Origin of the sequence: Ensifer sp. 1H6 (genome assembly GCF_001976035.1) — a bacterium.
Lineage (GTDB): Bacteria > Pseudomonadota > Alphaproteobacteria > Rhizobiales > Rhizobiaceae > Ensifer > Ensifer canadensis.
In genome coordinates, this window is sequence record NZ_MOAI01000031.1 from 31,470 (window position 1) to 54,067 (window position 22,598).

Sequence of the window (22,598 nt, forward strand, 5' to 3'; positions counted from 1 at the left end):
TACGAGCTTTACACTTTTGTTGCAACAAAAAACCCAACAGTCAAGTCCATGCAACAAATTCTCTATTGCGCGGAGCCAATCGCCCTTTCGCGACAGGCTCGCCTCAGACGCCGATAGCCGTCGCGAATATCATTCTCCATTGCAGCCCGGACGGCTGCACCATCGCGCTCCTCGAGCGCCTCCATCGCAACCTCATGGTTGTGAACGCCAAACCGCTCCTTTGCAAATTCTGGGTAGAGATCGTGCAGGGAGGGGCCGATCCGCAACCAAAGGGTTTCGATCATCGAAACAAGGTGCGGCAATTTTGCCAGCCGGAAGATCGCGAAATGGAACTCCTTGTTGTGCCACAGGGCATCTGCGTACCGCCCAGCGTCAAGTGCTGAATTAATTTGTTTTTGCAGAGACCTAAGGGCCTGCACGTCCTGCGGGACAGCATGTTCGGCGGCCTGCTGCGCAGCCAACCCCTCGAGCGCCAACCGAATAAGCGTGATCTCCTGCAGGGCTTTTGCATCAAGGACAGGCACGACGACCGTCTTTGGGCCGGCATAGACGAGCGCCGCTTCGCTTGCGAGCCGATTGATGGCGTCACGCGCAGGAGTAGTACTGACATCCAAGTCCTGGGCAACCGCCCTCACCGTCAACTTATGCCCCGGACGGTAGACGCCGCGGATAATCCGCTCCTTCATCTGGCGATACGCCGCATCGCCAAGGTTCTCCGCCGCACGATCAATATTGGCCAACTCGCTCACATGGACCGCCATTCAAACCTCTCACTCAGTTGACAATGCAAATTTTTGATGCAACAAAAATGAAATATGAAAGTTCTGCAAAGCTTTTGTCGCATCAACGAGTCCTAGCAGCTTTCTTGATTATCGTCACGGGTGCCGCCTGCCAGGTTGGCGCGGATTTTTTCATCGCCGTTGATTTGCCCTGGCTGCGCCTGCGGGTCGCCCGATGGGATTGTTGGTACGGGGCCGTCAAACGGGCCCTTCAGAGGTTAGACGCCACAGAGCGTCGCCGGAACAGTTGAAAGGAAAGTCAGAATTGATTGGTCAATATTTATCGCTTGTTGGGCTCGAAAAGCATTTTGGCAGTGTTAGGGCCGTCACGAGCCTGTCGCTTGAAATCAGTGCCGGTGAGTTTGTTTCGCTTGTCGGTCCTTCCGGTTCCGGCAAGACAACCGCGCTGAACATGATCGCGGGATTTGAGGGACCGAGCGCCGGCAAAATCGTCATTGGAGGACGAGATGTAACGCATGTTGCTCCTAACCGGCGTGGCATCGGCATGGTGTTTCAAAAGTACGCTCTTTTTCCGCATCTGACGGTGCATCAAAACATCGCATTTCCGTTGCGCATGCGGGGCCGAGCGAACAGGACGCGGATTGCCACACGGGTCGAGGAGATGCTCGAACTCGTGCAGCTCTCAAGTTATGGGGAGCGCTACCCCCAACAATTGTCCGGCGGCCAACAGCAGCGCGTTGCATTAGCCCGAGCGCTGGCATTCGAGCCGCCTGTTCTGTTGATGGATGAACCATTGGGTGCGCTGGACAAGAAGCTGCGAGAGGCGATGCAGTTCGAAATCAAGCGCCTGCAAGAGCGGCTGGGCGCTACGGTAGTCTATGTGACGCATGATCAGGACGAGGCCCTGACCATGTCAGACCGCGTTGCGGTTATGGCCGGCGGCGAGTTGATGCAATTCGGTCCTCCCACAGAACTCTATCGGCACCCGAATTCCGCATTTGTTGCCGATTTTATCGGTCGAATGAACTTCATCGAGGGCAGTTGCCTCGAGAACGCAGGTGGCACGGCCGTGGTGCGTCTTTCCGACGACACTGTTCTCTCCATTCGTTCACAAGGTCTGCGAAATGTCGGCCCATCGGCCGGGCAAACAGTAAAGCTTGCGATACGCCCGGAGCGGGTTCGGGTTGCCAGGTGTGGTGAAGGTGGTGCGGGCTGCCTTGCGGCTGTCGTGGAGACCTGTGTCTTTGTGGGCTCTGTCCATATTGTCATGGTACGGCTGGAAAGCCGCCCGGACGTTGTGTTGCAGATACAGCTGCCGGCCGATGGAGGATTGCCATTTCACGAGCGGGATCAGGTTGACCTTCTGCTCGATGATGGAGCCATTCACTTATTTCCAGAAACGGAAAGGCATGCGGCATGAGCGGCCTTTCCGAAGTTTCGCAGGCCATGTCCGCACGCCAGCCACGATCGACTGAGGCATCCGCACGGTTTTATTCGCGTAGCGTTTCGGTCTGCTTGGTGACGCCACTTGTCGCCGCACTGGTCCTCGGGTTCGTCTATCCCGTCACCCGGCTGGTTGCGCTGAGTTTTGAGGGCGGAAGCCTTGATCACTATCGGCGGCTTGTTGCCGAGCCGCTCTATCTCGGCGTGTTGGCGAGCACGGTGAAGGTTGCATTCGTTGTGACGATTGCAAGCCTGCTTCTCGGCTTTCCCGTCGCCTATCTGATGGCGCGGTTGCGACATGGCGTTGCCATGGTGGTTGCGGCCTGCGTCTTCATACCCTTGTGGACATCGGTTCTGGTCAGGTCCTACGCGTGGGTGGTTCTTCTCCAGCGCAATGGCATCGTGAATACACTTTTGGCGGATGTCGGTATCACCGACGGACCGCTGAAGCTGATCTACACGCAGGGCGCGGTCATCGTGGCGATGACGCATGTGTTGATGCCGTTCATGATCCTGCCAATCTATTCGACATTGCGGACCTTGCCGCCCGACTATGTCAGGGCAGCGCGCAATCTTGGTGCTGGAGCGTTTCGCGCATTCATCAGTGTCACCTTGCCCCTCAGCCTGCCGGGTGTCTTTGCGGGCAGCGTCCTGTGCTTTGTCCTTGCCCTGGGCTTTTACATCACGCCGGCGTTGGTCGGCGGCCCAGGATCTATGCTGATGGCAACGTTGATCGGACAGCAGACGACTGTTCTGCTCGACTGGCCGTTCGCCGCAGCGCTTTCGACGGTGCTTTTAACCGTGACGCTCATCTTCGTCTTCCTGTTTCGAAAGACGCTCTCGCTCAGCAAGGGATTGCACAGTGTCCATTGATCTCGCACGTTCGCCAAATCGTCTGTCCGTGGTTCGCGACCATTACGCCGCGTCAGCCTTCCACGTCTTTGCCAAGACCGTCGGCATGATCACTCTGGCTGTCGTGATCGGTTGCGTCCTCTTCTTCTTGCTGCTGCCAACGCTCATCGTCATCCCCATGTCACTCAGCGAAATGGACTATATTGAGTTTCCGCCGAGCGGGTTGAGCCTCAAATGGTACCGTGCCTATTTCAGTGACCCGGACTGGATGGCGGCAACCTGGTTCAGCCTCAAGATCGCGCTTGCTACGACCGCGACGGCCACGATTACTGGCACGATGGCCGCGCTGGCGATCGTGAGAGGGCGCCTCCCCTTCAGATCGGCGCTTCAGGCTCTTGCGCTTGGGCCGATGATCGTGCCGCACATTGTCCTTGGGGTCGCACTATATCTGGTGTTCTCGCCGCTGCAGCTTACGGGCAACTTCTTCGGCTTTCTCATCGCCCATACCGTGCTTGCCACACCTTACGTGATGATAACGGTGACGGCGGCGCTGCAACGTTTCGACCCCGCGCTCGAACTGGCAGCATTGAACTGCGGGGCCAACAGGCTTGAGGCCTTCGTCCTTGTGATCTTGCCCAATATTGCACCGGGTGTGGCGGCAGGGGCTGTGTTCGCTTTTCTGGCTTCGTTCGATGAAGCGACGGTCGCGTTCTTCATCTCGGATATTGGCGGCAAGTCGATCGGACGAAAGATGTTCGAAGATATCGACTTCAACCTCACGCCGGTCATCGCCGCGGTCTCGACAGTGCTCGTGGCGGTTTCCCTCATGTTGATGGGCGCCATTCATTTGGCGAATGCCCAAAAGCGAAACTGATCACAGCGACGCTTTCCATATCCCTACCAACCCTACAAAGGAAACAGCCATGATTTCGATTCCGCTGCGTTGGACTAGAATACACGGGATAGTGCTTGCAGGCGTTTTGCCTCTGCTAACCTGGTCCTCCGGATCGCTTGCAGCTGAGCAGGTGGTCATCGCTTCGACGGGCGGTGCCTACGACCGCGCGCTGAAGGAGGCCTGGTTTGATCCCTTCACCAAGGCGACCGGGATAAAGGTCGTAACTGTCGTTGCGACAAACGCGGAAATGCGCGCCAAGGTCGCGGCAATGGTGAAGACTGGAAATGTCACCTGGGATCTTTATCTCGATGGTGAAATCCAGGCGGCATCCAAGGCACACAAGGCGGTCACCGAAGACCTGACGGATTTCTGCAAACAGTTCGCCGGAAGAAGGGATCTCGGTGCAAACGCCTGTGCAGCCGGCGGTGCACTTTTGCAATCAACAGCCACATTGCTCGCCTATCGAACTGGCGATGGAGAACCGGCGCCACAGACCTGGGCCGATATGTGGGACAGCAAGACCTTTCCGGGTGAGCGTGCATTTCCGAACTTCGATGATCCATGGCGTGTGATGGCAGCGGCATTGCTTGCCGATGGTGTCAGCCGTGAGGAGCTGTTTCCGCTTGACGTCGAGCGGGCGTTAAGAAAACTGGACGAGATCCGGCCCTCGGTTTCGGTGTGGTGGAAGACCGGCGACCAGAGTGTGCAAGGGTTTCGCAATGGCGACTATTCAGTTGGACAGATATGGCTGACGCGCGCAAAGGCGATGCAGAACGAAGGGTTGCCGATCGCCTGGTCCTACAAGGCATCGTTTTTGGTTGGAGACCGAATTGCGCTTGTCAGAGGTGCGCAAAACCGTGAGAACGCGCTGAAGCTGATGGCCTTTTGGCTGAACTCACCGAAGGCGCAGGCGCAGGCCTGCGAAGTGCTGTCGTGCACACCGCCAAGCACCGAGGCGATCGCCTTGATGTCGGAAGACGTGCGCAAGACGATGCCGCATGCAGATGAAGTCCGGGATTATATGGTTGTCCCCGATTCAGAGTGGATCAACGCCAATGCGGCGCAACTGCTGCAACGCTGGAATGAGTGGCTTCGCTAGCAGCGCCAAGCCGCAGAAATGAAACAGACAGCTCGGGTCTCTCAAGCAGATCTGAGCCGTCCGTTCGGCGTGTCGTTGATCTCTCAATGCTTGGTGACACCTCAGGGCTAACGCCGTGCTTTTCGCCATCCAGCGGCCCGCGCTTCGGCCTCACTGCAGAACCACCGTTCTCCGTAACGCGAATTGATCACGGTCTCTGAATAAAAGGTCTGACCTGGCAGGTGGTAGATCCGCTCGCCGGTATTGATGCTGACATTGCCTTTGATAGTGCAACCAGGATCGACCATCGAAAGGAGCTTCGAAGGGTCTGAAATCCACTCCTCGATCGAAGTCACGCCTGCGATGCCTGTGGCGCCTACAAGGACAAGCAGGGCCGGCGCATCTCGTAGCAGTGATCTCCGTCGCTGTGGAACTCTGCGATGCTGATGGCGCATGTCTCCCCGTGCCATCAAATTCCTAAAGTTAGAGTTGCATAATATATTAGCCATCGATCAAAAAGCAACCGCCCCAAGTAGGGACATTGACTCTTGCGATCACGAGAACATATTAGGAACATCGCAGCGGGAAGGCAGGCAGCATGAGTGACGAGGATCGACTGGCCACCGGCCAAGAAGTCCTAATTTCACCGGCGATGCGGCCGCCAACCTAAAACCTGACAGACGAACGCTCCGGGAAGGCACTCCGGACAAGGAGAAACCATGTCCGCCGCTCAGAAAACGACCCAGATCGACAACACAGATCAGACGCATGACGAATTCGCCGCGGCCCTTGCGTGGCACAATGGCGATGCCGAGGCCACCATCCGGACCCTACTGGCCGACTGCCGGCATTTACGCGAACAGCTCGCACTGGCCGAGATTTCGATGAGCCTGGGCTTCACGCGCGGGTGGCGCCCGTGCCGCGATCCGGCCGCCGCAGTTATAGAAAGCGCAAGCGCTTCAGGCTGACGACCATGCCTGAACAGAATGGCCTAACCCGTCGACAGCGCATGCATACCCTGTCCAAGGCCGAGGAGACCGGCCAGATCGTCAGGATCGACTGCATGTATTGCCGCATCACGCATCGCTATCACTGTCGCGACCTGTTGCAGCTTTGTGGTGATGTCCCGATTGACGAAATCGCACCGCACTTTCGCTGCGAGAAATGCAATCACAAGGATTATTTACGGGCAGTTTTCGAGTTGCCACGGGGAGCCGACACTGGGAAGCTCCGCATCCGGAAGCTGGTCAGGATCAAGACGGTTCGCAAGCCAGTATGGAAAGACGACTTTTTCTGAGGGGCAATGACGATGTGCAATCTCTACAATTTGACCACGAACCAGCAGGCGATCCGCGATTTCGTATCGGTCACGCATGACCTGGTCGGCAACCTCGAGCCGTCCGTTGACATCTACCCCGATCGCTTCGCGCCGATCATTCGCAACAACCAGGATCGCCGCGAACTGGCGATGGTGCGCTGGGGTATGCCGTCCTCAAGCCAGGCGCTTTTCGAGGGCGCGAAGAAGCGCGCCGACAAGCTCCGCGCTAAAGGGAAAGAGGTCGACTTCGAGGAACTGGTGAAGATGGAGCCCGATGGCGGGACCACCAATGTTCGCAACACATCCAGTAAACACTGGAAGCGTTGGCTGGGAGTGGAAAACCGCTGCGTCGTCCCCGTAACCCGCTTTGCCGAACCGGATCCAGCAAGCAAGGTCGAGGGCGGCCGCATACCAAACGCGTGGTTCGCAAGCACTGCGGACGACCCATTGATGTTCTTCGCCGGCATTTGGGTGAAGGATTGGACCAGCGTTCGCAAGATCAAGGAAGGGCTCGTCACGCTGGACCTGTACGCATTCCTGACGACGGAACCGAATGGTGTCGTTGCGCCAATCCATCAAAAGGCGATGCCGGTGCTTCTGACGACGAAGAACGAGGTCGCGACATGGCTTGCGGCTCCGTGGGAAGAAGCGCGCGCACTGCAGCGCGCCCTACCCGACGACAAGCTGAAGATCGTACAGGTGGCAGACATGCAAGCGCTTGCCAATGCAGGTTGACACCTTTCCTTGTCCACTATGAAGGTCCGGAAACCATAAACCCACCGCAGCCGACAGGAGGGACGGAGGTCAACAAGGAGCTGCCCCGACCAGCCAACTCGCATCGGGCGACGTAGGATCCTGCATGCAGCGGCGGAGTGCACAACCTAGGACTTAAGTCTGATCCATCCGGACAAAGGTCCTAGTTGCATTGCCGAATCTAAATGGTCCTGCCATTGCTGGTTGAGCGCCAACCGCACCATTGGCGCTAATGATCCCAGAGCGACGCCCCAGCCCCAAGCAACGCAGCGCTCTGGGATCACCTCGCCCGGGGCACCCTACCCCGAAATCTCGCAGAAGATCCGCCGCGAGACCGTGATCGCCCTCCGCAAGTGCATTTCGCGCTCGATTAATGCCAACACCAAGATGTTCGAGCTTAGCGTCGGTTCGCTCCTCTAACTTGGCCAGATCGGCGCGCAGGATCTCTTCGGACTTTGCCTCGGTGGTCACCATGTTCGGCGTCATCGCAGGCGCGCCGGCCGCGCTTGTATGGCCGTAGCCAGTGGTCCAGATCCCGCCTACGTCTCGATAGGCTTTCGTCTTCAGGCCTTCCCACTGCTTGACGAGCGCAAGGCCCGCCGCGTTGATGCGTCGTGTCATGGTGCTAACCCCTTTTATTTTCAGGGAAACATGCGATAGTTGATAGGCGGCAAGGCCAGGTCAGGAGAGACCGTTATGGACCTTGAAAGGATCGGCAGATCCCGATTGAAAATGCGGCTCCCAGCGCTGCGAGCGATGATCGAAGCGCAACGGAGCCCGGCCTTTCGTGCGTTATGTGAAGAATACGCACTCGCCGCCATGGCCCGAGATGACTTGATCGTTGCGCTGCGTCATGACCACGTCGATCTCGACGGTTTGAACGCCGTCCTCGCTGAAATCGAAAGAGATGTCGATCGACTGCTGCGAACATCTAACGTAAGGCAGATCTGGAAATAGCATATGGACCTTGAGAAAATCGGCCGCTCTCGATTGACGATCAAATTACCAGAGCGCCGGCAGCAATTGTCGGAGGTCCGAAGCCTTGCTTTGCGAGAACTGTGCCGAGCATATGCGAAAGCGGCGATGTTCCGTGATCGACTACGCCGATCATCCGGCGCCGATAGCACGCTCCTGAACGAATATGAGGCAATCTGCGACGAGATCGAAAAGGATGTGGATCGGTTACTTCGCATTGTCACAACAAGAATGGCCGCACGTCAGCACAGCCGCGCCGGCGGACACGTTCTTGTCCATGGTGCTTTTCCTCTTTGTTAAATGGCATGGCCGATCATCACCCCCGCGGCATGAAACCGTTGGAGCGGGCAGATGGGCTATGATTGGGATAGCGCGCGCGCCGAATGAAGGTTGCGCGATACGGTGCTGCTGTCGTTCGCAGCGTGCAATGCCGACCTTCTTTCAATTGACGAGTGGTCAGATCGAAACATTGAAGTAACGGTGACCGTGAATTCCCGCGCTCAAAAGCCGATCCGAATGCTCGATGCTGATTTCGGGTTTAAAGATGTCCTCGGCGGACACGTCGCCGCAGACACGTTCGATAGAGACGTAGAAATTGCGGGCGGTGGATCCGCGACAACGATCAGGAAGTGGCGGACGACTTTCGAACGGCTGTTAAAGTTGAAATACGATGAAGTCACCGCATACGCCTGTGTGCGGGGCGTCGTCTACGAAGACGGCACCAAAGAAGAGTTTAAGTAGGCGACTCGACTCTTCGACAAGTTGTGACATGATCCCCTAGGGAACTGGGGGAAAAATCTTGCATATCCACATTACGAAGCGGCTCGCTGCGGCCGCTGCGATGGCGCTCGCGTTGGCGAGTTGTACGACCACACAAGCAGACTTTCGCAAGGATCCAGCGCGCGTGAGCAAAGCGGCTCTCTGTCGAACCTTCATCACAAACACCGACCTTAATTTTTCGCCAGAACTCACCCATGAACTAGCGCGACGTGGCATTAGCCCCATCGAGTGCAACCAAATGGTTCAGCAGCAAAATCAGGCGGCCGCAGCACTCGTTGCGGTGGCAATTGTCGGGACTGCTGTGGCGGTCTGTGCGAACAACGACTGTGGTGGAGGCGGATACACGCCCTACTATAGGGGAAACTGCCAGTATGACTGGCAATACGATGCCGCGGGGAACAAGTGCGGTAGGCGAAGCGCTTCTTCTCGCCCAGGCGGATATTAGAACCTCGACATTAATCAACGCGCATGTTTCCCTTTGATGGAAGGTGACGCACACAAATGGAGGCTAGCATTTTCTGGTTGGTCCTATTGGTCGCAGCAGGTGCTGCTGTTTATCTATTTCAGAAATCGAAACCTTCTAAAGCTGACAAAAAACCGCAGGCTATTCTGCAGGAGTGGGGCGCCTCCGAGAACGGAAACCCGACGCAGATTTACCACGGCAAACACGTCGCGGTGTTCGAATCCGATGGTGGATGGAAATTTACCATTGGTGACCCGAACGATCGACGCGAACCGTATTTTTCCGAACCGTATGAGACTGTCGACATAGCGAAGACTGAAGCTCTACGGCACATGAACCGTCTACCCTCGCTACACCAATCGTTACCGGAGCAGCGGCGTGAAGAGCGCCGCCAAAAAGAAGAGGAGCAGCGCGAGGAGTTTGTTTCCAATGAACCGGAAATCATCGCCGCATTGGCGGCTTCCGCTGACGCGGCGGCCAACGTCACCGAACTCCGGAAGATTGAACGCAAAGCCGAAACCCAGCTTCGACACGTTGACCGTGTCGTGGGTTCTATCGCCATTTATGGCTCCGACGAGGCAATTGAGAAGGCGTTGATTGTCCAGAAGGAAGCGCGTGAGTTGTTGGAAAATATCCGCATGCGCGTCGCCGAACTGAAAGAGAAACCCAGGACTAACAAGACGGGGCCGTCCGCCAGTTAGTTTGCAGTCTCTCTTGCTCTGATGGCCTCAGTCTCCCTCTCGATCTCAGCGCAGAGCTTTGCGTCCATCGCCTTGAGGATCGCCAGCTCCTCGCGAGAGACCATATTTCCCGTGGTTTGGCACCAAGCCATGAACTCAAGGTTCGAAACACGTAGTCCAGAGAACCCCCGGCGGCTGCGACTGCCGGAGTTTCCAGAACCGTTCCCAACTGAAGGCACCGTAGTCCGCTCTTCCTTTTTGAGAACTTGGGCATATTTACGCCTTCATTGCCGAGAGGCTCTTTTTCAAGGATCTGGGCACATGACCGCCGCTATCAGCATCCTCGTCACAGTCCTTTTCGTCGTCGTTGTGCTCTATCTCGTACAGAAGCTTCCGATCGATTCGACGATGAAGCAGATGGCTCAGATCGTCATTCTGATCATCGGCGTGGTTTCGCTGCTCAACTCTCTGGGCGTCATCTGATCGGCATCCAGGCAAGGACGCGAAGCTACACAACCAACGCGCCCGGCCAAACCGGCACGAGGAACGGCCAGAGCAGCCCCTCGATCGTGGTCACAACATGTCTTGCGAGTGCGAGCACGTCCTCGATGTCTGTCGACGACGACGTGGCGTATTCGACAGATCACAGCGGCAACTGCTTGGCGCTGAAATGCGTTAGCTCGTCGAAGCAGGTCAGTGGTATCTGCGAGCCCTGCCAGTTCAGAACCGTCTTGTCGTGCTCAAGGTGAGCGAACGATACCGAGGCGCCGGCCGGGAAGTTCCACTGCTGAAGTCGGGCACGCCACCGAACCATGCCAACACCTGTGCCTCGGCTCGGGCTCCTGCCCACTTACCCATCATACCACCGGGGCTGCCCATCTCGGCTTAGCCGACGGGTGCGGCCCTTCTTGTTGTTCGCCGTAGTCCACAGCATGCCGACGGTTGCCGGGATAAGGTGAGCGTGATCCGGGTTGAACATGTCACTGTCCGGATCGATGAAGGTGTCTCTTGCCCAAGCTTCGAGTTCAGGAGCAAGCCGCGAAGGCGCATCCGTTGAAATCCTCGAGTAACTCTATCGGTAGTTGCGGTCGCATGAGATCACCACTTGCCTATGCGCTGCCGCTGAGCAAACTTGTTTCGCCGGGTGTTTTTTTGCACTGGCACAGCAACCTTGGAGGAGAATGGAATGTGGCTTGAACTTACCAGCGAGGACGGACAACCGATATTCGTCAACATGGACAACGCCACGGACTTCTACGACGGCATGGGTGATGCCCACAGGGCAGTTATTCAACTCGCTATCAGCGGTGGTCGCGTTGTGTACGTCAAGGAACGTGCCAGCGACATCATGAATATGATGGTAGAGGAACGACGTCGCCTCGCCTGAGGGCAGAAATTTAGACATCGGGGAACCGGGCCACGGGTCCGGCTCCCTAACCAGGTATGTGGGATCAGGGCCGCATTCGGCCGTCGGCGAGACTGAGGCCGTGGCTGTCGTAGCTTTCGCGGTAGACCGGCCTGAGCGAGCCGACGACGCGATAGGCGGCGATGCCGAGGCCCTGAAGCGAGTGCCTGGTGACGCTGGCGCCGTACCGGACGACGGCGAGTGCGAAGGATGCGACAATCGTCGCGACCGCCGCGAAGATGTCGGCGATCACGAACAAGCGGTGGAATCCGTAATGGTGTGCGAAGTGCAGGCGCATGCTGGTTCCTATCCGCTGGGGGATTACTCGGCGGGCGTGAAGTTGAGGTAATAAGACTTGCCCGGCTCGTACTGGATTGCAGCGTCTGGATTGTCGACGTTCATCCGATGCTCACCCCAAGGGGTCACCTTCGTAAAGCGCCCGTCCTCGGACTGGATGTCTTCGGAATAGACGGTGTGAAGGAACACAGTTGTGCCTTCCTTGCCGCTACACATGAATTTTGCGCGTACTCGTGCCGTCGTCGGCCTTCTCCTTCGTTATACCCGATACCGCCGGGCACGGATCTGGTTACGGCGACAGGGTTCGAACCTGCGACACACTCCAACTTATGAGGCTGGCGAGCTACCGGGCTGCTCTACGCCGACGTATGGAAATCGCTGGTTGAACGGTTAGAGTGCAAATCTGCAGCACAACAGTTCGGGGTTTCCAATGACTGATTCAAAACCGGTGATTTTAGACCAGGTCTTGGCCGATTTGATCGGTGACGAAATTGCTAACCGTCATGCAAACGAACTTCGCGCCGTGCTCTCAACTGGTAACGAGATCACTATGCACGGGAAGTTCACCATCGGTCGGGACTTCATCATTTACAGAACTGCGAAGGATGCTAACGGCAGATGGGCGATGACGCCCTTTTCGCACATCGTGCAGTTGATTATTTGACGCGCTCGCAAGCAAGAACGTGGTACACTTCCCACGTTGCCATGCGGCGACAGGACACTTCAAACCCGCCCGTACCGCACGGACCGCGACGCCTCGATTAAGGCGCTTGCGCGTCTCCTTGCCAGAAATACTCGACCTGACACGGCGACGAATGCTGAACCTGCATTCACAGCGCTCCAACTATGGAGGAAAGCGCCATGTCAAATCGTCTTGTTTTCTCTCTGTTCGTCGTCTCGATGAGCATCCTGCTGGTCTGGGCATTTAGACCTGCGACGCCAATGTTCACAGGGTCGTCGCAGACAAATCAGTCTGATACCCAAACTCAGTGACGCAAATGAAGGCGATCACCCAACGAAGAGACTGCGGTCAGTGGGTGGTCGCCTTCTGCCACGAATTTCTCACATTCTGAGCCTGAAATGAGTGATGAACAAATCCGGCCTCATCTTCATCGTGCTGCTATGCATCCTCGTTGGGATCGTACTTAGCCTCATGGCGTTCAAAGAGGATTTCGGATCAGAGACAGCCCCGACACCACCAATCACCCGTTGAACTGGAAACAGTCGAGCCGCCATATTCCATAGGCGGCAATCATCGGGTGACCGCTCCTTTGCTTGTCGTAACTGTTGAGGCTATGCCTCGAAAATCTGATAGTTCGCCCAGACACTTCGAGATATTTCATCCTCGGTCGCCCATTCGGCATCGGAATCGTTGAGTAGCGTTAGAAACCCGCTCTTGCCCTCGATTTCTTCTGGCGATCGATAACCCTGCTCGCACTCCTCGCAGTGTCCGTAGACATCTCCGGTTTCGCTCTCGCGAAAGAGAAAGAGCCGGCCGTTATAACAGCTCGGGCATTTGCCTGCGTGAAATTGCATCATGACGCCTCGTGCTCACTCACGTCGCCGGGGCGGAAAAAGGCGACCGAAGCCGCTAATTTCATTGGTGCCCCACCAGCTTGTTTACCGTCTGGCGGGGGCCGGAGCTATAGTCGCTCCGACTCTTGCTCTATTGCCGACTAAGCGGCTATCCGATTGCAGGCCCGGGAATTGATCCCGGTTCTTCGCACGCGGCTTACCATTTGCCCTGCCTGCGGAAATTGTTACCGGATTCATCCACCTCTCCGGCGGGAGGAAAAGGTCTCGCCACTACTAATGGCGCTGAATATGAAATGGAAAAAGGGCGGTCAGTGCCGCCCTTGTTTTGCTATGCAGCCTTGGAACGCGCCGAGGTCTTGTTAATCGATGTGACCGCCAAGTTGGTGAGCTTGTTGTTCGTCGCTTTCTCCTGGTCGAGGATCTCGCTAAGAAGCTTGTGCGCCTCATCATGGCCGAGGTCCTTGGCCCATTCACGAAGCGAGCCATAGCGGGCGATCTCGTAGTGCTCGACAGCTTGGCAAGCGGCCAGAAGTCCCGCGTCCAGCGCGGTCCCTTCCGCCTCTTTTATTAAACCGTCGGCCTCCTTGATGAGACCCTCGATGGCGTCGCATTTTTCGCCGGATGCCGTCTTGCCGATTGACTTGAAGACCTGCTCCAACTTCTTGATCTGCTCTTTCGTTTCCGAAAGATGCTCCTCGGCCGCCTTCTTGAGATCCGCGTTATTCGCGGCCTTTGCGACCTTTGGAAGCGCCCTAGTGATGGCGTTCTCAGCGAAATAAACATCCTGCAGCGTATGTTCGAAAATATCAGACAGCGATTTCATCAATTCTCTCCTTGGCAAATGAATGCAGGGGAGAAAGCTTCCTGCGGCGGAATCGTTCCAGTTCGTGTGTCTAAAATACCGGACACGCGGACGACGGGCCGCAAGGGGTCCGCACGAATAGCAAGGAAACGGAAGAGCTCGTCTTTATGCAAGAAAAAAGGCCGGGGCGAAACCGCACCGACCTTCCTCATCATCGCTTACCAACCAGTGCCAGTACATCCGTGGTCAAAAGTCTAAAGCGATGAGGCATTTGCGAGCGGCGAAACTTTCAGCGCTCATAACCAATGCCGATGGCGGGTATATAGGGGGCCAATGTGTTCCAAACAAGTTCGTAACCATTTCGAGGTGTCGCGTACCGTTGAACCGTGGAAATACGACACCTGCCGTATGTCACTGGTTCGTCGATAGTCCTAGGCCAAGACTCCCGCATCCTTGGCGGGTGGCTCGAACCTAGGAGACTACCAATGAAGTTCATTATCGCCGGAGTGGCATCGCTCGCGGCGAGGAAGCAACCTACCAGATCAAACTGGCAGCTGGCCCCCAACGAAGCCGCGGCTTCACCTCCGAGGACAACTCAAGTGGCCAGAATAGAAGCGGGAAGACCACGTACAGCAAGTGAATGGAAAAGGGCGTCGGCCGCCCTGAGGATCTGTCTTCGTATTCTTGCGCAGAATCTGACTCGCAAGCCGTGACCTGCGGTCAAACTCGACCTCAGCGTCGACCTCGGCCGCCCTTACCTTGAGGATATCCATGATATCGATCGCAAGAGGGCGACCATCGACGGCTTTGTTGCCAGCGACACCAGGCATCGCCTCGAGTAAAGCGACCAGCGCCCTTGCAACGGGGCAGCGCATACCCGGCGAAAAGGCGGGCGTCACGGCTCCCCTCGCCGTAGGGCGGTTGGTGATGACGGCGTCCGAAATCGCCCAAGACCCGTAAGGCTTCAGGAAGTCGAAAATCTCGTCATGCTGGCGACCGTAGGGCTATGTCAGACGTGTTCACCACGCGGCTTGCTCTGCCAGAACATCGGCCATGAGGTGGTTTCCTGCCGCCGGAAAACGTCGAGACCATCCACCAGGGAAGCGCTCGAGAAGCTCGGTGCCCCATGGTTCCGTCTGGTAGAGATCGTTCTCGACCCGGTTGTAGTTGGATGCAACTACCGTCACGCTTCGTCTCCCTCGCGGAACAAAAACGGCGCGGGATTAGTTGGCCTCCGAAAGGAGACCACCATGAGCACGATACCTACGGAACCGATCCCAAAGCCCCCTCCAGAGCTGCCGCCAGGCCTGCCGCCGGACCTGCCTCAGCCACCGATTGAGGAACCCGAGCCTGACGTCCTTCCCGACGAGATTCCCAACCCGAATCCGGATGAAAATGACAAGCCGCCAAAGCACCTGAAATAGCATCGTCATGCAGCCGCCCTCGCCTTGAAGATGCTGCTGACGGCGTCGAGCATGGCGATGCCCCGCATCTTGTTTTCTATCTCAGCGTCGGGGCGCGGGAACTTGGAGCGCGAGCCTGGTCATCCAACCAGTGAACTTCTGGCGCTTTTGTGCTTCGGCCTATTCAATGAGTTCGGCGTAGGTGATTTTCATGCGGCGCCCTTCTGCACTGCCAGGTACAGCGCAATGCGCGGGGACGAGCGCGCACGCGACCGGGGGCGACACGGAGTTGCCGACGCAGGACACCTGCACGGATTTGGAAAACAAGCGCCAGACCGACCCCAAGCCTGATAGTCATGAGCACCGGCGAGGACGCAATCCGGTGGGAAGGCCCCTCCCGCGGCGTCAGCATCCGCATGGCGATATCGACGATGACGAAGGTAGCGCCCGAGACCTCGACCGTGACGAACTCGCGATCGTCCCGAAAGCCCGTGTGCCCGCATGAAATTGGCGACCTCGCGAGCCCGCTCAGCCTACCGTAGCGTGAACGGCGGCGCAGTGACGGTCGCCTCGACATGACCATCACGGTCCTTCGTGATGGTTCGCGTCGGTTCCGTTTCCGGCTGGCAGTCACCCGTGCCGTAGTGGGCCTGCATGTACGGCGTCACCGTCTGGGCGTCGACGAGCTTCGTGAGGTTTACCTGCTGGCCGTCTTCCTGCTTGCTCAAGCAAATTGGGTCAACAGGACCGATGACGACATGTGGCGCGACGTGCTCGACGAGGCCTATCGGCGCGGCTGGACTGACAGGCGCGTTAAGATCGAAGGCGAGTCGTTAAATTAGCCAAGCCTTGCAGAAAGAAATGACCGCCCTAACATCTTCTGCAGGAGGAAACGCCATGCCGAAAATCGCCGGGCCAAGACACCCGAAATCTCACCCCGATCGTGACCTGCAATGCCAGGAGGCGATCACTGATGAATTCCAGTTTTTGATCGAAAGGATCGAGGCGGCAGGATGGTCGCCCGAAGAGGCCTCATCAGCGTTGATCGAACTGGCCGAAAACCACTATCTCTCGATCAATGCGGAGGCAGAAATGTTTGAGCTTGGCGCCGGCGTCGTGCTGATAGCCCCAAAGCCGCATTGATTGGGTGGAGGCTATCAAAATGCCCGGCACCACATGGCGAAAAGGCGACATGCCGGAGGATGGATCCGTAATCTTTGTCCGCGTCGTGCGCCCCTATCGGTTCAAAATCTACAAATCGAATAGCGAGGAATTTCGACACGGCAAGAAGGGTCGATGGCAGCAAATGAATGAGTTTGGTGGTTGGGACAATTGCGAGCCACCTACCGGCTTCGAATGGTCGATTGAGCTCCCCGATTCAGCGCTCCCCTTTTTGAGTTATGCGGAGAGCCTCCCCAAATCTGGTCGTTGACTCTCTGCCTTAATGAGAACATTTGTAGAACACATTTACTCAGAAGGCATTGAGCATGAGCGACGAGGTTGGCGCTACCAAGAGAGCGGAAAGCGGCCTGGTCGAGCACCTTTGCGAACCTCCCTGCTGCATGAAGTGAGACGCGTTCGGCTATGCCCACGGACGGTCGGCGCCAAACTGGTATTGCTTCGAACATAGGATCGAATGGCCACCAGCCAAGCGATCCTGACCCGCGGCGCTAGGCGGGCGCCAATCTCAGACATGCAGCACAACTCTTCTCGATCGACGATCGGGCACTGAATAATGCTATCTGGAGTTCAGCCGTGACCGACCACGCCAAACTATCCTCATTCGTCGCCATCCATCTGGCGGTGATAGACCAATCGACCAAACGCCGCTTCGCAGGAACAGGCGTTTCGCGCCGCCGCGAACAGGACAGCGCCCGCTCAATTGCTGAGGAACTCGTCAGGCATATCCGCATCAACCACCGTATCGAGCGCGCCGGAACTGAGGTCGACGATGCCGAAGTTGTCGCGCTCGTCGCGGCCGAACTTTGGAAGCTGCCTAACGCAGTAGCGAAAGACCTCGTCGCCATTGACGCCAACAGGAAAGAGGTCGCCCGTACAGCCATCGTCAACGCGCTGGTCGAAGCATTGACCCGGAGCTGCGAATTCACGTTCCTTCAACCCGAGTATCGGGGCATGGGGCCGTCGATCTACAAGGCGCCCAATGTTGGCCCACGTCGATAGCGCCTGAAAGGCTTGTCTATGGGAAGGAACAATCCTCTTAGAGCCGCGTTTTTTCCGGACATGCCACGTGACAGCAGGCAGTCCCCCCGCAGCCACTGTCGAACTCTCGGGCCCCTCCCGCAGGGGCCTATTTTTGTAGCTCGAAGACATCGACTTTATCGGCCAGTTCGCGCAGCCCTTTGAACGACGGATGACGGAGCTTCCCGTCGCTGCTCCATGACCGGTCCATCTTTAACCGTTTGCACCTTTCTAGCAGCATGGTGGCAACACGTTCCCGACAAGGTGTGCCAGCGTGGTTTTATCGAGAGCCGCGTAAAAGAGAAATCAGGGCTGCCCTGCTCGATGCAGCAAATATGATCTGGACGTTGCGGATTATCCTGGATGGGAAGGAATGAAGCTTCCCATGTTTGAACAAGAGTCCCCTCCGCCTGAGCTAGTTCGAAAAGGCTAAGGGCAAATCGCTCCGTTTTGAAGTAACTTTAGCCCCTACTAAAATTGGAGAGGATCCCGCAATGCCGAACTATATCGCATGCGCCCTAGCTTTCCTCACATACTTTTCGTGCACCGCCTCCTATGCTCAGACAACCTTCCAGGTCCCAGGACACCCATTTCGCTCGACTGTGAATTGTGTTCGCGAGGCGCCAATTGGCAAGTTCGACCGCAAGTGCGACATTCCACTAACCGGCTGGCGCTGCGCCGAAGGTCTGTGGCTTCCGATTGTCCAGAGCGGCCTCTAGGTCGCTAGAGGTCCCAGGGCGCACGCCCCTGTCCCAAGCAAAGCAACACTCTGGGATCACATCGATCGGCACGGCCTGGCGCGATGGTTCGGCACAACTCAGTCGATCGTGGCACGTGGTCGACGCATGCGTTGTAAGCAGTGCAGCAACAACAACGGTAACGTGATCCGGGTGCGAAAACACCGACGGTGATTGTCGACCGCAGCGATGGAACATTGTTGTCGCACCCGAGTTATAAGAGCACCCCAACGTATCAGCTCCAAGGCCCCTCTTCCCCGGGTCTATTTTTTGAGCTCGAAGACATCAACGTTCTCGGCCAGCTCGCGCAGGCCTTCGAACGATGGATGCCGTAACTTCCCTTCGCTGGTGATCTCGGTATAGGTGATCGGCGACAAATGCCGGCTCACAGAAAACCGCGTTCTTGCGCTTGAGCGCGACCGGCGGCATGTCCGACAATTGCTTGCGAAGGTCGCGGGCCATTTTGTCCGTAAAGCCTGTTCCGACCCCGCCTACATAGACCAGCTCGTTGCCTCGCCTCGCCGTAAGCAGCAACCGCGAAATCGCGCCGGCCACCTTCGTCGATGGCTCACATCCGACGACTACGAAGCCGTCGCTCTGGATGCACTTCAGCTTTACCCAATCGCCGTTGTGAAGCAGGCACCTTGGTCGAGAACCGTGGGCGGGTACTTTAGCCAGAGCCATAAGGCACGCACGCCAAACAGAGTGACGATACATTAGCAATCGGAACAATGCCTTACCGCACGCGTTTTTAAGTGCATAAGCGTTGGTGTATTGTGGAGGCAACCCAACGTGGGCTCCGGACGGTCTGGCTACTCTCCAACCCAAAGACCGTCTGGATCTCCCTCCACGATTCCAGTGTAATCCCCCCAGCAACGGCGCATACTCTATGCGGGGCAAACATCGGCCCTGTTCTCCCCTGGGCCGGCTGGGATTAGGGCTATGGGTAAAGCGGTTGGATCTCGCACAGGGATTGTAACGCCTGACGACGTCAAGCAGATCGAATGTGTCTTCCGGGAAATGGTCCAGGAAAGGCACCTCGCCTTTGATAGCGATGAAGCCGTTACGCTCGCGGCGCACCTGATCAGCCTTTTTCAAAGCGGCATCCACGACCACGATGCGCTCAAGCAAATGGCTGGTTAATTGGGAGGGTGGCTGCCTGACCCGGCGGGACAACTGGAAAAGAGCGGCCTTCTTTTGGGGCTCTGCGGGAAGACCGCTAGCAATCTCAGCAACGACTAAATATCGAACTAAATCTGATGATTGGCGAGAACAATTCGCATTTAAGGAAAGGAGCGGCTAAGGAGTCGTCTCGTTTCCGCTGTCGTTCCCGCGGCGCCTTTTATAAGCGCCGCTTCTCTGTGGGCTCTGAGCCGGATTCCCCGCTACCAGCAGCAGTTCGACGCACGCAAATCTCAACTTTTGCTCACTTGGAGCCAATTAAAGATTTCGCTATCTTTCTCTCTTCGGTGAAGGCGGTAGCTCAAGAAGGGAGGTCTAAATGGCTATTCACTTTGACCAGTCAGGTTTTGAACTCGCACCCGAACAGCTCGATACACTTCAAAGGATATTCGATCGCATTTGCTTCGAAACGAGGATCCCGCGCCAAGACATCCGCGCTGGCCGCCTCGCAAAATTCCTGATGGATGAATTTAGGTTCGGCAATACGGATGAGTTGGCGTTAACAGAGTGCGGTCGCTGGTTCTGTAGGCGGGCGAGCCCAACACGTCGAATTCAGAGCGAACAGCAACCGACCAGTATGCTGCACTAGGCGATGTGTTGCTCAACACCGCAGAGTGACGCGCTGCCCCACTCTCGGCCCTCGACTGGGATCACACTACGCCAGGCATACTCCGGTCAGCGTGGCCGCGCAACGGCCACGCCGTCATCGAGATGCCCCAGAGACAGCTGAAAATATTCCGCATCCGAGGCCCGATCCGATATGCATGTGCTCGTTAATTCAGCGCCGGCGTCGGTCCCCAGACCTCGCGATAGAATCGGAAGTCGGCACGTTCATGTCCGTGCTGCGAGCAGCAGGCGACGGGACTTATCGAGACCAAACATGTCGCCATAGCGATCGAGCGCGACCATGACGGAGGTGAAGTTGCTTGCATTGACCGCCCTTTCGCGGCCGAGCGAATTTTCTGCACAGATATGGCGCCATTCGGATTCCTTTTTATTGGATGCTGGCCATTTTCCGACCGGGCTTGCACCGTGAACCACTCAAAACGGGGGACTCTCATGGCTCCAGGACGAGGAGAAATGGTCGAACTGCATGAACGCCGTGGCTCTCATCGCCTCGGGCGCGCCCGCGCAGGCGGACACGACGGTGTGCTTGGGAAATGTGTGTATTGTCACTTCCAGGGACGGCACCAACCATGAAAGGTCTCTGAGCGACATCAATGAAGAAGCGAGAAAGGAATCGCTTGAGAACATTCGAGACCATTGATTGTTGTGTGGCAGACGATGCCTCCACTTGCCTGAGAGCAAAACTCACGCTGCAGCGCCTTTTCTACTAAACGCATGCTCCTTGATGCCTTCCCGCCGCTAGACGAGCGCGAGGCCCGCCGCATTGATGCGCCGGCTCATGTTGCTCCTCTCGGCGCGATACGCGTTGAGTCTAAGGTATGTGGATGACGCTTTAGCCCCGTTGGGAATAAACTAACAACGCTTGACAAAGCACGGCATTGGCCGTTCAACTCGGTTCATTCACCAGGGGAGTCCCGACAAGGGGCTGAGATATTGCTGGGCGGATCGGCTCTTTCGACCGCAGCGCAATGACCCGTTGAACCTGATCCAGTTCATGCTGGCGTAGGGACGGTGGGAACGACGGCAGTTGCGACAGCTCCTTTGCGATCGCGTGGACGTGTCTCTATCTTTCCAGCGCCAAGATCTGGGTCTCCAAACGTCAAGGTTGGAGCCGACCAATGGTTTTTTCAGATGTCGTACACGAGCCAAACCGCGGACATAGACGGCAACATCGACGCCCGTTAGCGGTGCGGCGCATGGATGAATGGCCCTACAGCTCCGGCCAGGTAACAGCTCGAACGGCTGCCAAATGAGGCAGGTGCTGATCAACGGAGCGGGTGTCATCGGCCTTGTCACCGCATACGAACTGGCGCGACGCGGCATTGAGGTCGACGTCTTCGAACGTTCAAAACGGATTGGCGCCGGCGCATCCTGGTTTGCGGGCGGCATGCTGGCGCCCTGGTGTGAGCGCGAAAGTGCCGACGAGAAAGTCGAACGCGTCGGCGCGACAGCCATCGAGTGGTGGAAGACGGCGCTGCCCGACAAGGTCGTGCAAGAGGGGACACTTGTCGTCGCCGCCGCGCGCGATACACGCGAGCTCGATCGCTTCGCGGCGCGAACCAAAGGGCACAGATGGCTTGATGCAGACCAGATAGCCGAACTGGAACCCGATCTCGCCGGCCGTTTTTCTCGTGCACTCCACTTCCCGAGGGAAGCGCATCTCGATCCGAGAGAGGCGCTGCCTTCACTCCATGACACATTAATGGCCATGGGGGTGCGTTTTCATTTCGGCCAGGCGACCGATGCCACCGTCGATCGCCGTGTCGATTCGCATATTGACTGCACAGGCCCTGCCAGGCTCCCGGATGACGCGGCACTGCGGGGCGTGCGTGGCGAGATGCTCTATCTGCGCACCGGCGACATTCAACTGTCGCGTCCAGTGCGCTTCCTGCATCCTCGACACCCCATCTATGTCGTTCCACGCCGCCAGGGCGTCTTCATGGTCGGGGCAACAATGATAGAGAGCGAATTGTCCGGTCCTATCACTGCACGGTCGCTGATGGAGCTCTTAAACGCAGCCTACGCCCTGCACCCGGCCTTCGGCGAAGCGCAGATCACCGAAACCGGAACTGGCATTCGCCCCGCCTACCCCGACAATCTGCCAAGGATCACGAAAAGCGGTTCGATCTATTCCGTGAACGGTATGTATCGGCATGGTTTCCTGCTCTCGCCGGCTCTTGCGCACGACGTTGCCGAACTTCTGCTCAACCCGGACCACAGATCGGAGTTCTATGATGAACCTTAACGTCAATGGCGAAGAGCACGAGGTCGCCTGCTCGACGCTCGCCGAACTGATGGCTGCACTCGACTATGAAGGAAGCTGGCTGGCGACCGCTGTCAACGGCGAACTCGTTCACGCGGCCGACCGCGATCGATGGCGCTTAGGCGATCATGATCGCATCGAAATTCTCTCGCCGATGAAAGGTGGCTGAA

Annotated in this window: 31 protein-coding genes, 1 tRNA gene, 1 pseudogene and 1 riboswitch; of the genes and pseudogenes, 23 read left to right on the plus strand and 10 right to left on the minus strand. The window is 57.2% G+C overall.

Annotated features, from left to right (window positions below; genetic code table 11):
• Nucleotides 1–62 precede the first annotated feature (62 nt).
• A complete protein-coding gene (locus BKP54_RS27920; protein ID WP_084815218.1) occupies nt 63–761 on the minus strand; it encodes a GntR family transcriptional regulator in 699 nt (232 codons plus the stop codon).
• Nucleotides 762–1,044: 283 nt separating this feature from the next.
• Between BKP54_RS27920 and BKP54_RS27925 the strand changes: the two genes are divergently transcribed.
• From BKP54_RS27925 to BKP54_RS27940, 4 genes are all read left to right on the plus strand, one after another.
• Nucleotides 1,045–2,160 (plus strand): ABC transporter ATP-binding protein, encoded by a 1,116-nt coding sequence (locus tag BKP54_RS27925; RefSeq protein ID WP_084815219.1) that lies wholly within the window; start codon nt 1,045–1,047, stop codon nt 2,158–2,160.
• Between the two features lie 26 nt (nt 2,161–2,186).
• Nucleotides 2,187–3,056, plus strand: coding sequence for an ABC transporter permease (locus BKP54_RS27930; protein WP_128090519.1), 870 nt, complete (start codon nt 2,187–2,189; stop codon nt 3,054–3,056).
• A gap of 85 nt (nt 3,057–3,141) precedes the next feature.
• The gene (locus tag BKP54_RS27935) at nt 3,142–3,909 is read left to right on the plus strand and encodes an ABC transporter permease (protein WP_084815256.1); all 768 of its coding nucleotides are present in this window, start codon (nt 3,142–3,144) and stop codon (nt 3,907–3,909) included.
• Nucleotides 3,910–3,958: 49 nt separating this feature from the next.
• Nucleotides 3,959–5,029 (plus strand): ABC transporter substrate-binding protein, encoded by a 1,071-nt coding sequence (locus BKP54_RS27940; RefSeq protein ID WP_084815221.1) that lies wholly within the window; start codon nt 3,959–3,961, stop codon nt 5,027–5,029.
• Between the two features lie 107 nt (nt 5,030–5,136).
• Here BKP54_RS27940 and BKP54_RS36815 read toward each other — a convergent pair whose 3' ends face one another.
• A complete protein-coding gene (locus tag BKP54_RS36815) occupies nt 5,137–5,463 on the minus strand; it encodes a succinoglycan biosynthesis protein exoi (RefSeq protein WP_245317913.1) in 327 nt (108 codons plus the stop codon).
• A 264-nt stretch (nt 5,464–5,727) separates the two neighbouring features.
• Between BKP54_RS36815 and BKP54_RS27950 the strand changes: the two genes are divergently transcribed.
• The 3 genes from BKP54_RS27950 to BKP54_RS27960 are packed head-to-tail and all read left to right on the plus strand — an operon-like array spanning nt 5,728 to nt 7,061.
• On the plus strand, nt 5,728–5,976 hold the full coding sequence (locus BKP54_RS27950; protein WP_084815222.1) for a hypothetical protein: 249 nt from the start codon (nt 5,728–5,730) through the stop codon (nt 5,974–5,976).
• A 5-nt stretch (nt 5,977–5,981) separates the two neighbouring features.
• Nucleotides 5,982–6,305 (plus strand): hypothetical protein, encoded by a 324-nt coding sequence (locus BKP54_RS27955; protein WP_128090509.1) that lies wholly within the window; start codon nt 5,982–5,984, stop codon nt 6,303–6,305.
• A gap of 12 nt (nt 6,306–6,317) precedes the next feature.
• Nucleotides 6,318–7,061, plus strand: a complete 744-nt coding sequence (locus BKP54_RS27960; RefSeq protein WP_057224324.1) for an SOS response-associated peptidase — start codon at nt 6,318–6,320, stop codon at nt 7,059–7,061.
• A 153-nt stretch (nt 7,062–7,214) separates the two neighbouring features.
• Here the strand turns inward: BKP54_RS27960 and BKP54_RS27965 are convergent, their stop codons facing one another.
• Nucleotides 7,215–7,700: a hypothetical protein gene (locus BKP54_RS27965; protein WP_084815224.1), complete on the minus strand. Its 486-nt coding sequence runs from the start codon at nt 7,698–7,700 to the stop codon at nt 7,215–7,217.
• Nucleotides 7,701–7,775: 75 nt separating this feature from the next.
• Between BKP54_RS27965 and BKP54_RS35460 the strand changes: the two genes are divergently transcribed.
• From BKP54_RS35460 to BKP54_RS35465, 5 genes are all read left to right on the plus strand, one after another.
• Nucleotides 7,776–8,036, plus strand: coding sequence for a hypothetical protein (locus tag BKP54_RS35460; RefSeq protein WP_128090510.1), 261 nt, complete (start codon nt 7,776–7,778; stop codon nt 8,034–8,036).
• Nucleotides 8,037–8,039: 3 nt separating this feature from the next.
• The gene (locus BKP54_RS27970; protein WP_084815225.1) at nt 8,040–8,354 is read left to right on the plus strand and encodes a hypothetical protein; all 315 of its coding nucleotides are present in this window, start codon (nt 8,040–8,042) and stop codon (nt 8,352–8,354) included.
• A gap of 90 nt (nt 8,355–8,444) precedes the next feature.
• The gene (locus BKP54_RS27975) at nt 8,445–8,795 is read left to right on the plus strand and encodes a hypothetical protein (protein ID WP_084815226.1); all 351 of its coding nucleotides are present in this window, start codon (nt 8,445–8,447) and stop codon (nt 8,793–8,795) included.
• Between the two features lie 540 nt (nt 8,796–9,335).
• Entirely contained in the window at nt 9,336–9,998 is a 663-nt protein-coding gene (locus tag BKP54_RS27985; RefSeq protein WP_084815227.1) for a hypothetical protein, read from the plus strand.
• Nucleotides 9,999–10,298: 300 nt separating this feature from the next.
• Complete coding sequence (locus BKP54_RS35465; protein WP_128090511.1) at nt 10,299–10,460, plus strand: Thivi_2564 family membrane protein; 162 nt, start codon at nt 10,299–10,301, stop codon at nt 10,458–10,460.
• A 160-nt stretch (nt 10,461–10,620) separates the two neighbouring features.
• Here BKP54_RS35465 and BKP54_RS35470 read toward each other — a convergent pair whose 3' ends face one another.
• Entirely contained in the window at nt 10,621–10,791 is a 171-nt protein-coding gene (locus BKP54_RS35470) for a terminase family protein (RefSeq protein ID WP_245317914.1), read from the minus strand.
• Nucleotides 10,792–11,163: 372 nt separating this feature from the next.
• Here BKP54_RS35470 and BKP54_RS28005 point away from each other — a divergent pair, with 372 nt between their 5' ends.
• Nucleotides 11,164–11,364, plus strand: a complete 201-nt coding sequence (locus tag BKP54_RS28005; RefSeq protein WP_084815228.1) for a hypothetical protein — start codon at nt 11,164–11,166, stop codon at nt 11,362–11,364.
• Nucleotides 11,365–11,428: 64 nt separating this feature from the next.
• Here BKP54_RS28005 and BKP54_RS28010 read toward each other — a convergent pair whose 3' ends face one another.
• From BKP54_RS28010 to BKP54_RS28020, 3 genes are all read right to left on the minus strand, one after another.
• Nucleotides 11,429–11,680: a hypothetical protein gene (locus tag BKP54_RS28010; protein ID WP_084815229.1), complete on the minus strand. Its 252-nt coding sequence runs from the start codon at nt 11,678–11,680 to the stop codon at nt 11,429–11,431.
• A 23-nt stretch (nt 11,681–11,703) separates the two neighbouring features.
• Entirely contained in the window at nt 11,704–11,868 is a 165-nt protein-coding gene (locus BKP54_RS28015; protein WP_245317915.1) for a hypothetical protein, read from the minus strand.
• A gap of 97 nt (nt 11,869–11,965) precedes the next feature.
• Nucleotides 11,966–12,046 (minus strand) — tRNA-Met (locus tag BKP54_RS28020).
• 63 nt (nt 12,047–12,109) lie between these two features.
• Here BKP54_RS28020 and BKP54_RS28025 point away from each other — a divergent pair.
• On the plus strand, nt 12,110–12,343 hold the full coding sequence (locus BKP54_RS28025) for a hypothetical protein (protein WP_084815231.1): 234 nt from the start codon (nt 12,110–12,112) through the stop codon (nt 12,341–12,343).
• 1,200 nt (nt 12,344–13,543) lie between these two features.
• Here BKP54_RS28025 and BKP54_RS28035 read toward each other — a convergent pair.
• Nucleotides 13,544–14,038, minus strand: a complete 495-nt coding sequence (locus BKP54_RS28035) for a ferritin-like domain-containing protein (RefSeq protein WP_084815233.1) — start codon at nt 14,036–14,038, stop codon at nt 13,544–13,546.
• Between the two features lie 998 nt (nt 14,039–15,036).
• A complete protein-coding gene (locus tag BKP54_RS35945; RefSeq protein WP_158071730.1) occupies nt 15,037–15,204 on the minus strand; it encodes a hypothetical protein in 168 nt (55 codons plus the stop codon).
• Between the two features lie 63 nt (nt 15,205–15,267).
• Between BKP54_RS35945 and BKP54_RS36155 the strand changes: the two genes are divergently transcribed.
• The 5 genes from BKP54_RS36155 (at nt 15,268) to BKP54_RS28065 (ending at nt 17,601) form a co-directional block, all read left to right on the plus strand.
• Nucleotides 15,268–15,441: a hypothetical protein gene (locus BKP54_RS36155; protein ID WP_164474905.1), complete on the plus strand. Its 174-nt coding sequence runs from the start codon at nt 15,268–15,270 to the stop codon at nt 15,439–15,441.
• Between the two features lie 554 nt (nt 15,442–15,995).
• Entirely contained in the window at nt 15,996–16,262 is a 267-nt protein-coding gene (locus tag BKP54_RS35950; RefSeq protein ID WP_057206260.1) for a hypothetical protein, read from the plus strand.
• A 55-nt stretch (nt 16,263–16,317) separates the two neighbouring features.
• A complete protein-coding gene (locus tag BKP54_RS28050) occupies nt 16,318–16,563 on the plus strand; it encodes a hypothetical protein (protein ID WP_038577891.1) in 246 nt (81 codons plus the stop codon).
• Nucleotides 16,564–16,582: 19 nt separating this feature from the next.
• Nucleotides 16,583–16,852: a hypothetical protein gene (locus BKP54_RS28055; RefSeq protein ID WP_128090512.1), complete on the plus strand. Its 270-nt coding sequence runs from the start codon at nt 16,583–16,585 to the stop codon at nt 16,850–16,852.
• Nucleotides 16,853–17,175: 323 nt separating this feature from the next.
• The gene (locus BKP54_RS28065) at nt 17,176–17,601 is read left to right on the plus strand and encodes a hypothetical protein (protein ID WP_084815236.1); all 426 of its coding nucleotides are present in this window, start codon (nt 17,176–17,178) and stop codon (nt 17,599–17,601) included.
• Between the two features lie 127 nt (nt 17,602–17,728).
• On the opposite strand, the pseudogene BKP54_RS36825 reads toward BKP54_RS28065, so the two are convergent.
• Nucleotides 17,729–17,824 (minus strand): annotated as a pseudogene (locus BKP54_RS36825) (ATP-dependent DNA ligase); the annotation flags it as partial.
• Between the two features lie 1,474 nt (nt 17,825–19,298).
• Between BKP54_RS36825 and BKP54_RS28075 the strand changes: the two are divergent.
• The 4 genes from BKP54_RS28075 (at nt 19,299) to thiS (ending at nt 22,597) form a co-directional block, all read left to right on the plus strand.
• The gene (locus BKP54_RS28075; protein WP_084815238.1) at nt 19,299–19,499 is read left to right on the plus strand and encodes a hypothetical protein; all 201 of its coding nucleotides are present in this window, start codon (nt 19,299–19,301) and stop codon (nt 19,497–19,499) included.
• A gap of 358 nt (nt 19,500–19,857) precedes the next feature.
• Nucleotides 19,858–20,127, plus strand: coding sequence for a hypothetical protein (locus BKP54_RS28080; protein ID WP_025428903.1), 270 nt, complete (start codon nt 19,858–19,860; stop codon nt 20,125–20,127).
• Nucleotides 20,128–21,060: 933 nt separating this feature from the next.
• Nucleotides 21,061–21,192, plus strand: a riboswitch (TPP riboswitch).
• Nucleotides 21,193–21,414: 222 nt separating this feature from the next.
• Nucleotides 21,415–22,410, plus strand: coding sequence for a glycine oxidase ThiO (gene thiO, locus BKP54_RS28090; protein WP_084815239.1), 996 nt, complete (start codon nt 21,415–21,417; stop codon nt 22,408–22,410).
• Nucleotides 22,400–22,597: a sulfur carrier protein ThiS gene (gene thiS / locus BKP54_RS28095; protein WP_025428906.1), complete on the plus strand. Its 198-nt coding sequence runs from the start codon at nt 22,400–22,402 to the stop codon at nt 22,595–22,597. Before thiO ends, thiS begins: the two co-directional genes overlap by 11 nt.
• The last annotated feature ends 1 nt before the right edge of the window (nt 22,598 follow it).

Excerpts from the sequence above, each read along its gene's own strand:
- BKP54_RS27965 (WP_084815224.1), bottom strand. The coding sequence starts at position 7,700 with ATGACACGACGCATCAACGCGGCGGGCCTTGCGCTCGTCAAGCAGTGG.
- BKP54_RS27950 (WP_084815222.1), top strand. The coding sequence starts at position 5,728 with ATGTCCGCCGCTCAGAAAACGACCCAGATCGACAACACAGATCAGACG.
- BKP54_RS28055 (WP_128090512.1), top strand. The coding sequence starts at position 16,583 with ATGCCCGGCACCACATGGCGAAAAGGCGACATGCCGGAGGATGGATCC.
- BKP54_RS27970 (WP_084815225.1), top strand. The coding sequence starts at position 8,040 with ATGGACCTTGAGAAAATCGGCCGCTCTCGATTGACGATCAAATTACCA.
- BKP54_RS28005 (WP_084815228.1), top strand. The coding sequence starts at position 11,164 with ATGTGGCTTGAACTTACCAGCGAGGACGGACAACCGATATTCGTCAAC.
- BKP54_RS27930 (WP_128090519.1), top strand. The coding sequence starts at position 2,187 with ATGTCCGCACGCCAGCCACGATCGACTGAGGCATCCGCACGGTTTTAT.
- BKP54_RS28035 (WP_084815233.1), bottom strand. The coding sequence starts at position 14,038 with ATGAAATCGCTGTCTGATATTTTCGAACATACGCTGCAGGATGTTTAT.
- BKP54_RS35470 (WP_245317914.1), bottom strand. The coding sequence starts at position 10,791 with ATGGTTCGGTGGCGTGCCCGACTTCAGCAGTGGAACTTCCCGGCCGGC.
- BKP54_RS28080 (WP_025428903.1), top strand. The coding sequence starts at position 19,858 with ATGGCTATTCACTTTGACCAGTCAGGTTTTGAACTCGCACCCGAACAG.
- BKP54_RS27955 (WP_128090509.1), top strand. The coding sequence starts at position 5,982 with ATGCCTGAACAGAATGGCCTAACCCGTCGACAGCGCATGCATACCCTG.
- BKP54_RS27985 (WP_084815227.1), top strand. The coding sequence starts at position 9,336 with ATGGAGGCTAGCATTTTCTGGTTGGTCCTATTGGTCGCAGCAGGTGCT.
- BKP54_RS35465 (WP_128090511.1), top strand. The coding sequence starts at position 10,299 with ATGACCGCCGCTATCAGCATCCTCGTCACAGTCCTTTTCGTCGTCGTT.
- BKP54_RS28050 (WP_038577891.1), top strand. The coding sequence starts at position 16,318 with ATGCCGAAAATCGCCGGGCCAAGACACCCGAAATCTCACCCCGATCGT.
- BKP54_RS27935 (WP_084815256.1), top strand. The coding sequence starts at position 3,142 with ATGATCACTCTGGCTGTCGTGATCGGTTGCGTCCTCTTCTTCTTGCTG.
- BKP54_RS27960 (WP_057224324.1), top strand. The coding sequence starts at position 6,318 with ATGTGCAATCTCTACAATTTGACCACGAACCAGCAGGCGATCCGCGAT.
- BKP54_RS28075 (WP_084815238.1), top strand. The coding sequence starts at position 19,299 with ATGGGTAAAGCGGTTGGATCTCGCACAGGGATTGTAACGCCTGACGAC.
- BKP54_RS36815 (WP_245317913.1), bottom strand. The coding sequence starts at position 5,463 with ATGCGCCATCAGCATCGCAGAGTTCCACAGCGACGGAGATCACTGCTA.
- thiS (WP_025428906.1), top strand. The coding sequence starts at position 22,400 with ATGAACCTTAACGTCAATGGCGAAGAGCACGAGGTCGCCTGCTCGACG.
- BKP54_RS27920 (WP_084815218.1), bottom strand. The coding sequence starts at position 761 with ATGGCGGTCCATGTGAGCGAGTTGGCCAATATTGATCGTGCGGCGGAG.
- BKP54_RS28025 (WP_084815231.1), top strand. The coding sequence starts at position 12,110 with ATGACTGATTCAAAACCGGTGATTTTAGACCAGGTCTTGGCCGATTTG.
- BKP54_RS36155 (WP_164474905.1), top strand. The coding sequence starts at position 15,268 with ATGAGCACGATACCTACGGAACCGATCCCAAAGCCCCCTCCAGAGCTG.
- BKP54_RS28010 (WP_084815229.1), bottom strand. The coding sequence starts at position 11,680 with ATGCGCCTGCACTTCGCACACCATTACGGATTCCACCGCTTGTTCGTG.
- BKP54_RS35950 (WP_057206260.1), top strand. The coding sequence starts at position 15,996 with ATGACCATCACGGTCCTTCGTGATGGTTCGCGTCGGTTCCGTTTCCGG.
- thiO (WP_084815239.1), top strand. The coding sequence starts at position 21,415 with ATGAGGCAGGTGCTGATCAACGGAGCGGGTGTCATCGGCCTTGTCACC.
- BKP54_RS27940 (WP_084815221.1), top strand. The coding sequence starts at position 3,959 with ATGATTTCGATTCCGCTGCGTTGGACTAGAATACACGGGATAGTGCTT.
- BKP54_RS35460 (WP_128090510.1), top strand. The coding sequence starts at position 7,776 with ATGGACCTTGAAAGGATCGGCAGATCCCGATTGAAAATGCGGCTCCCA.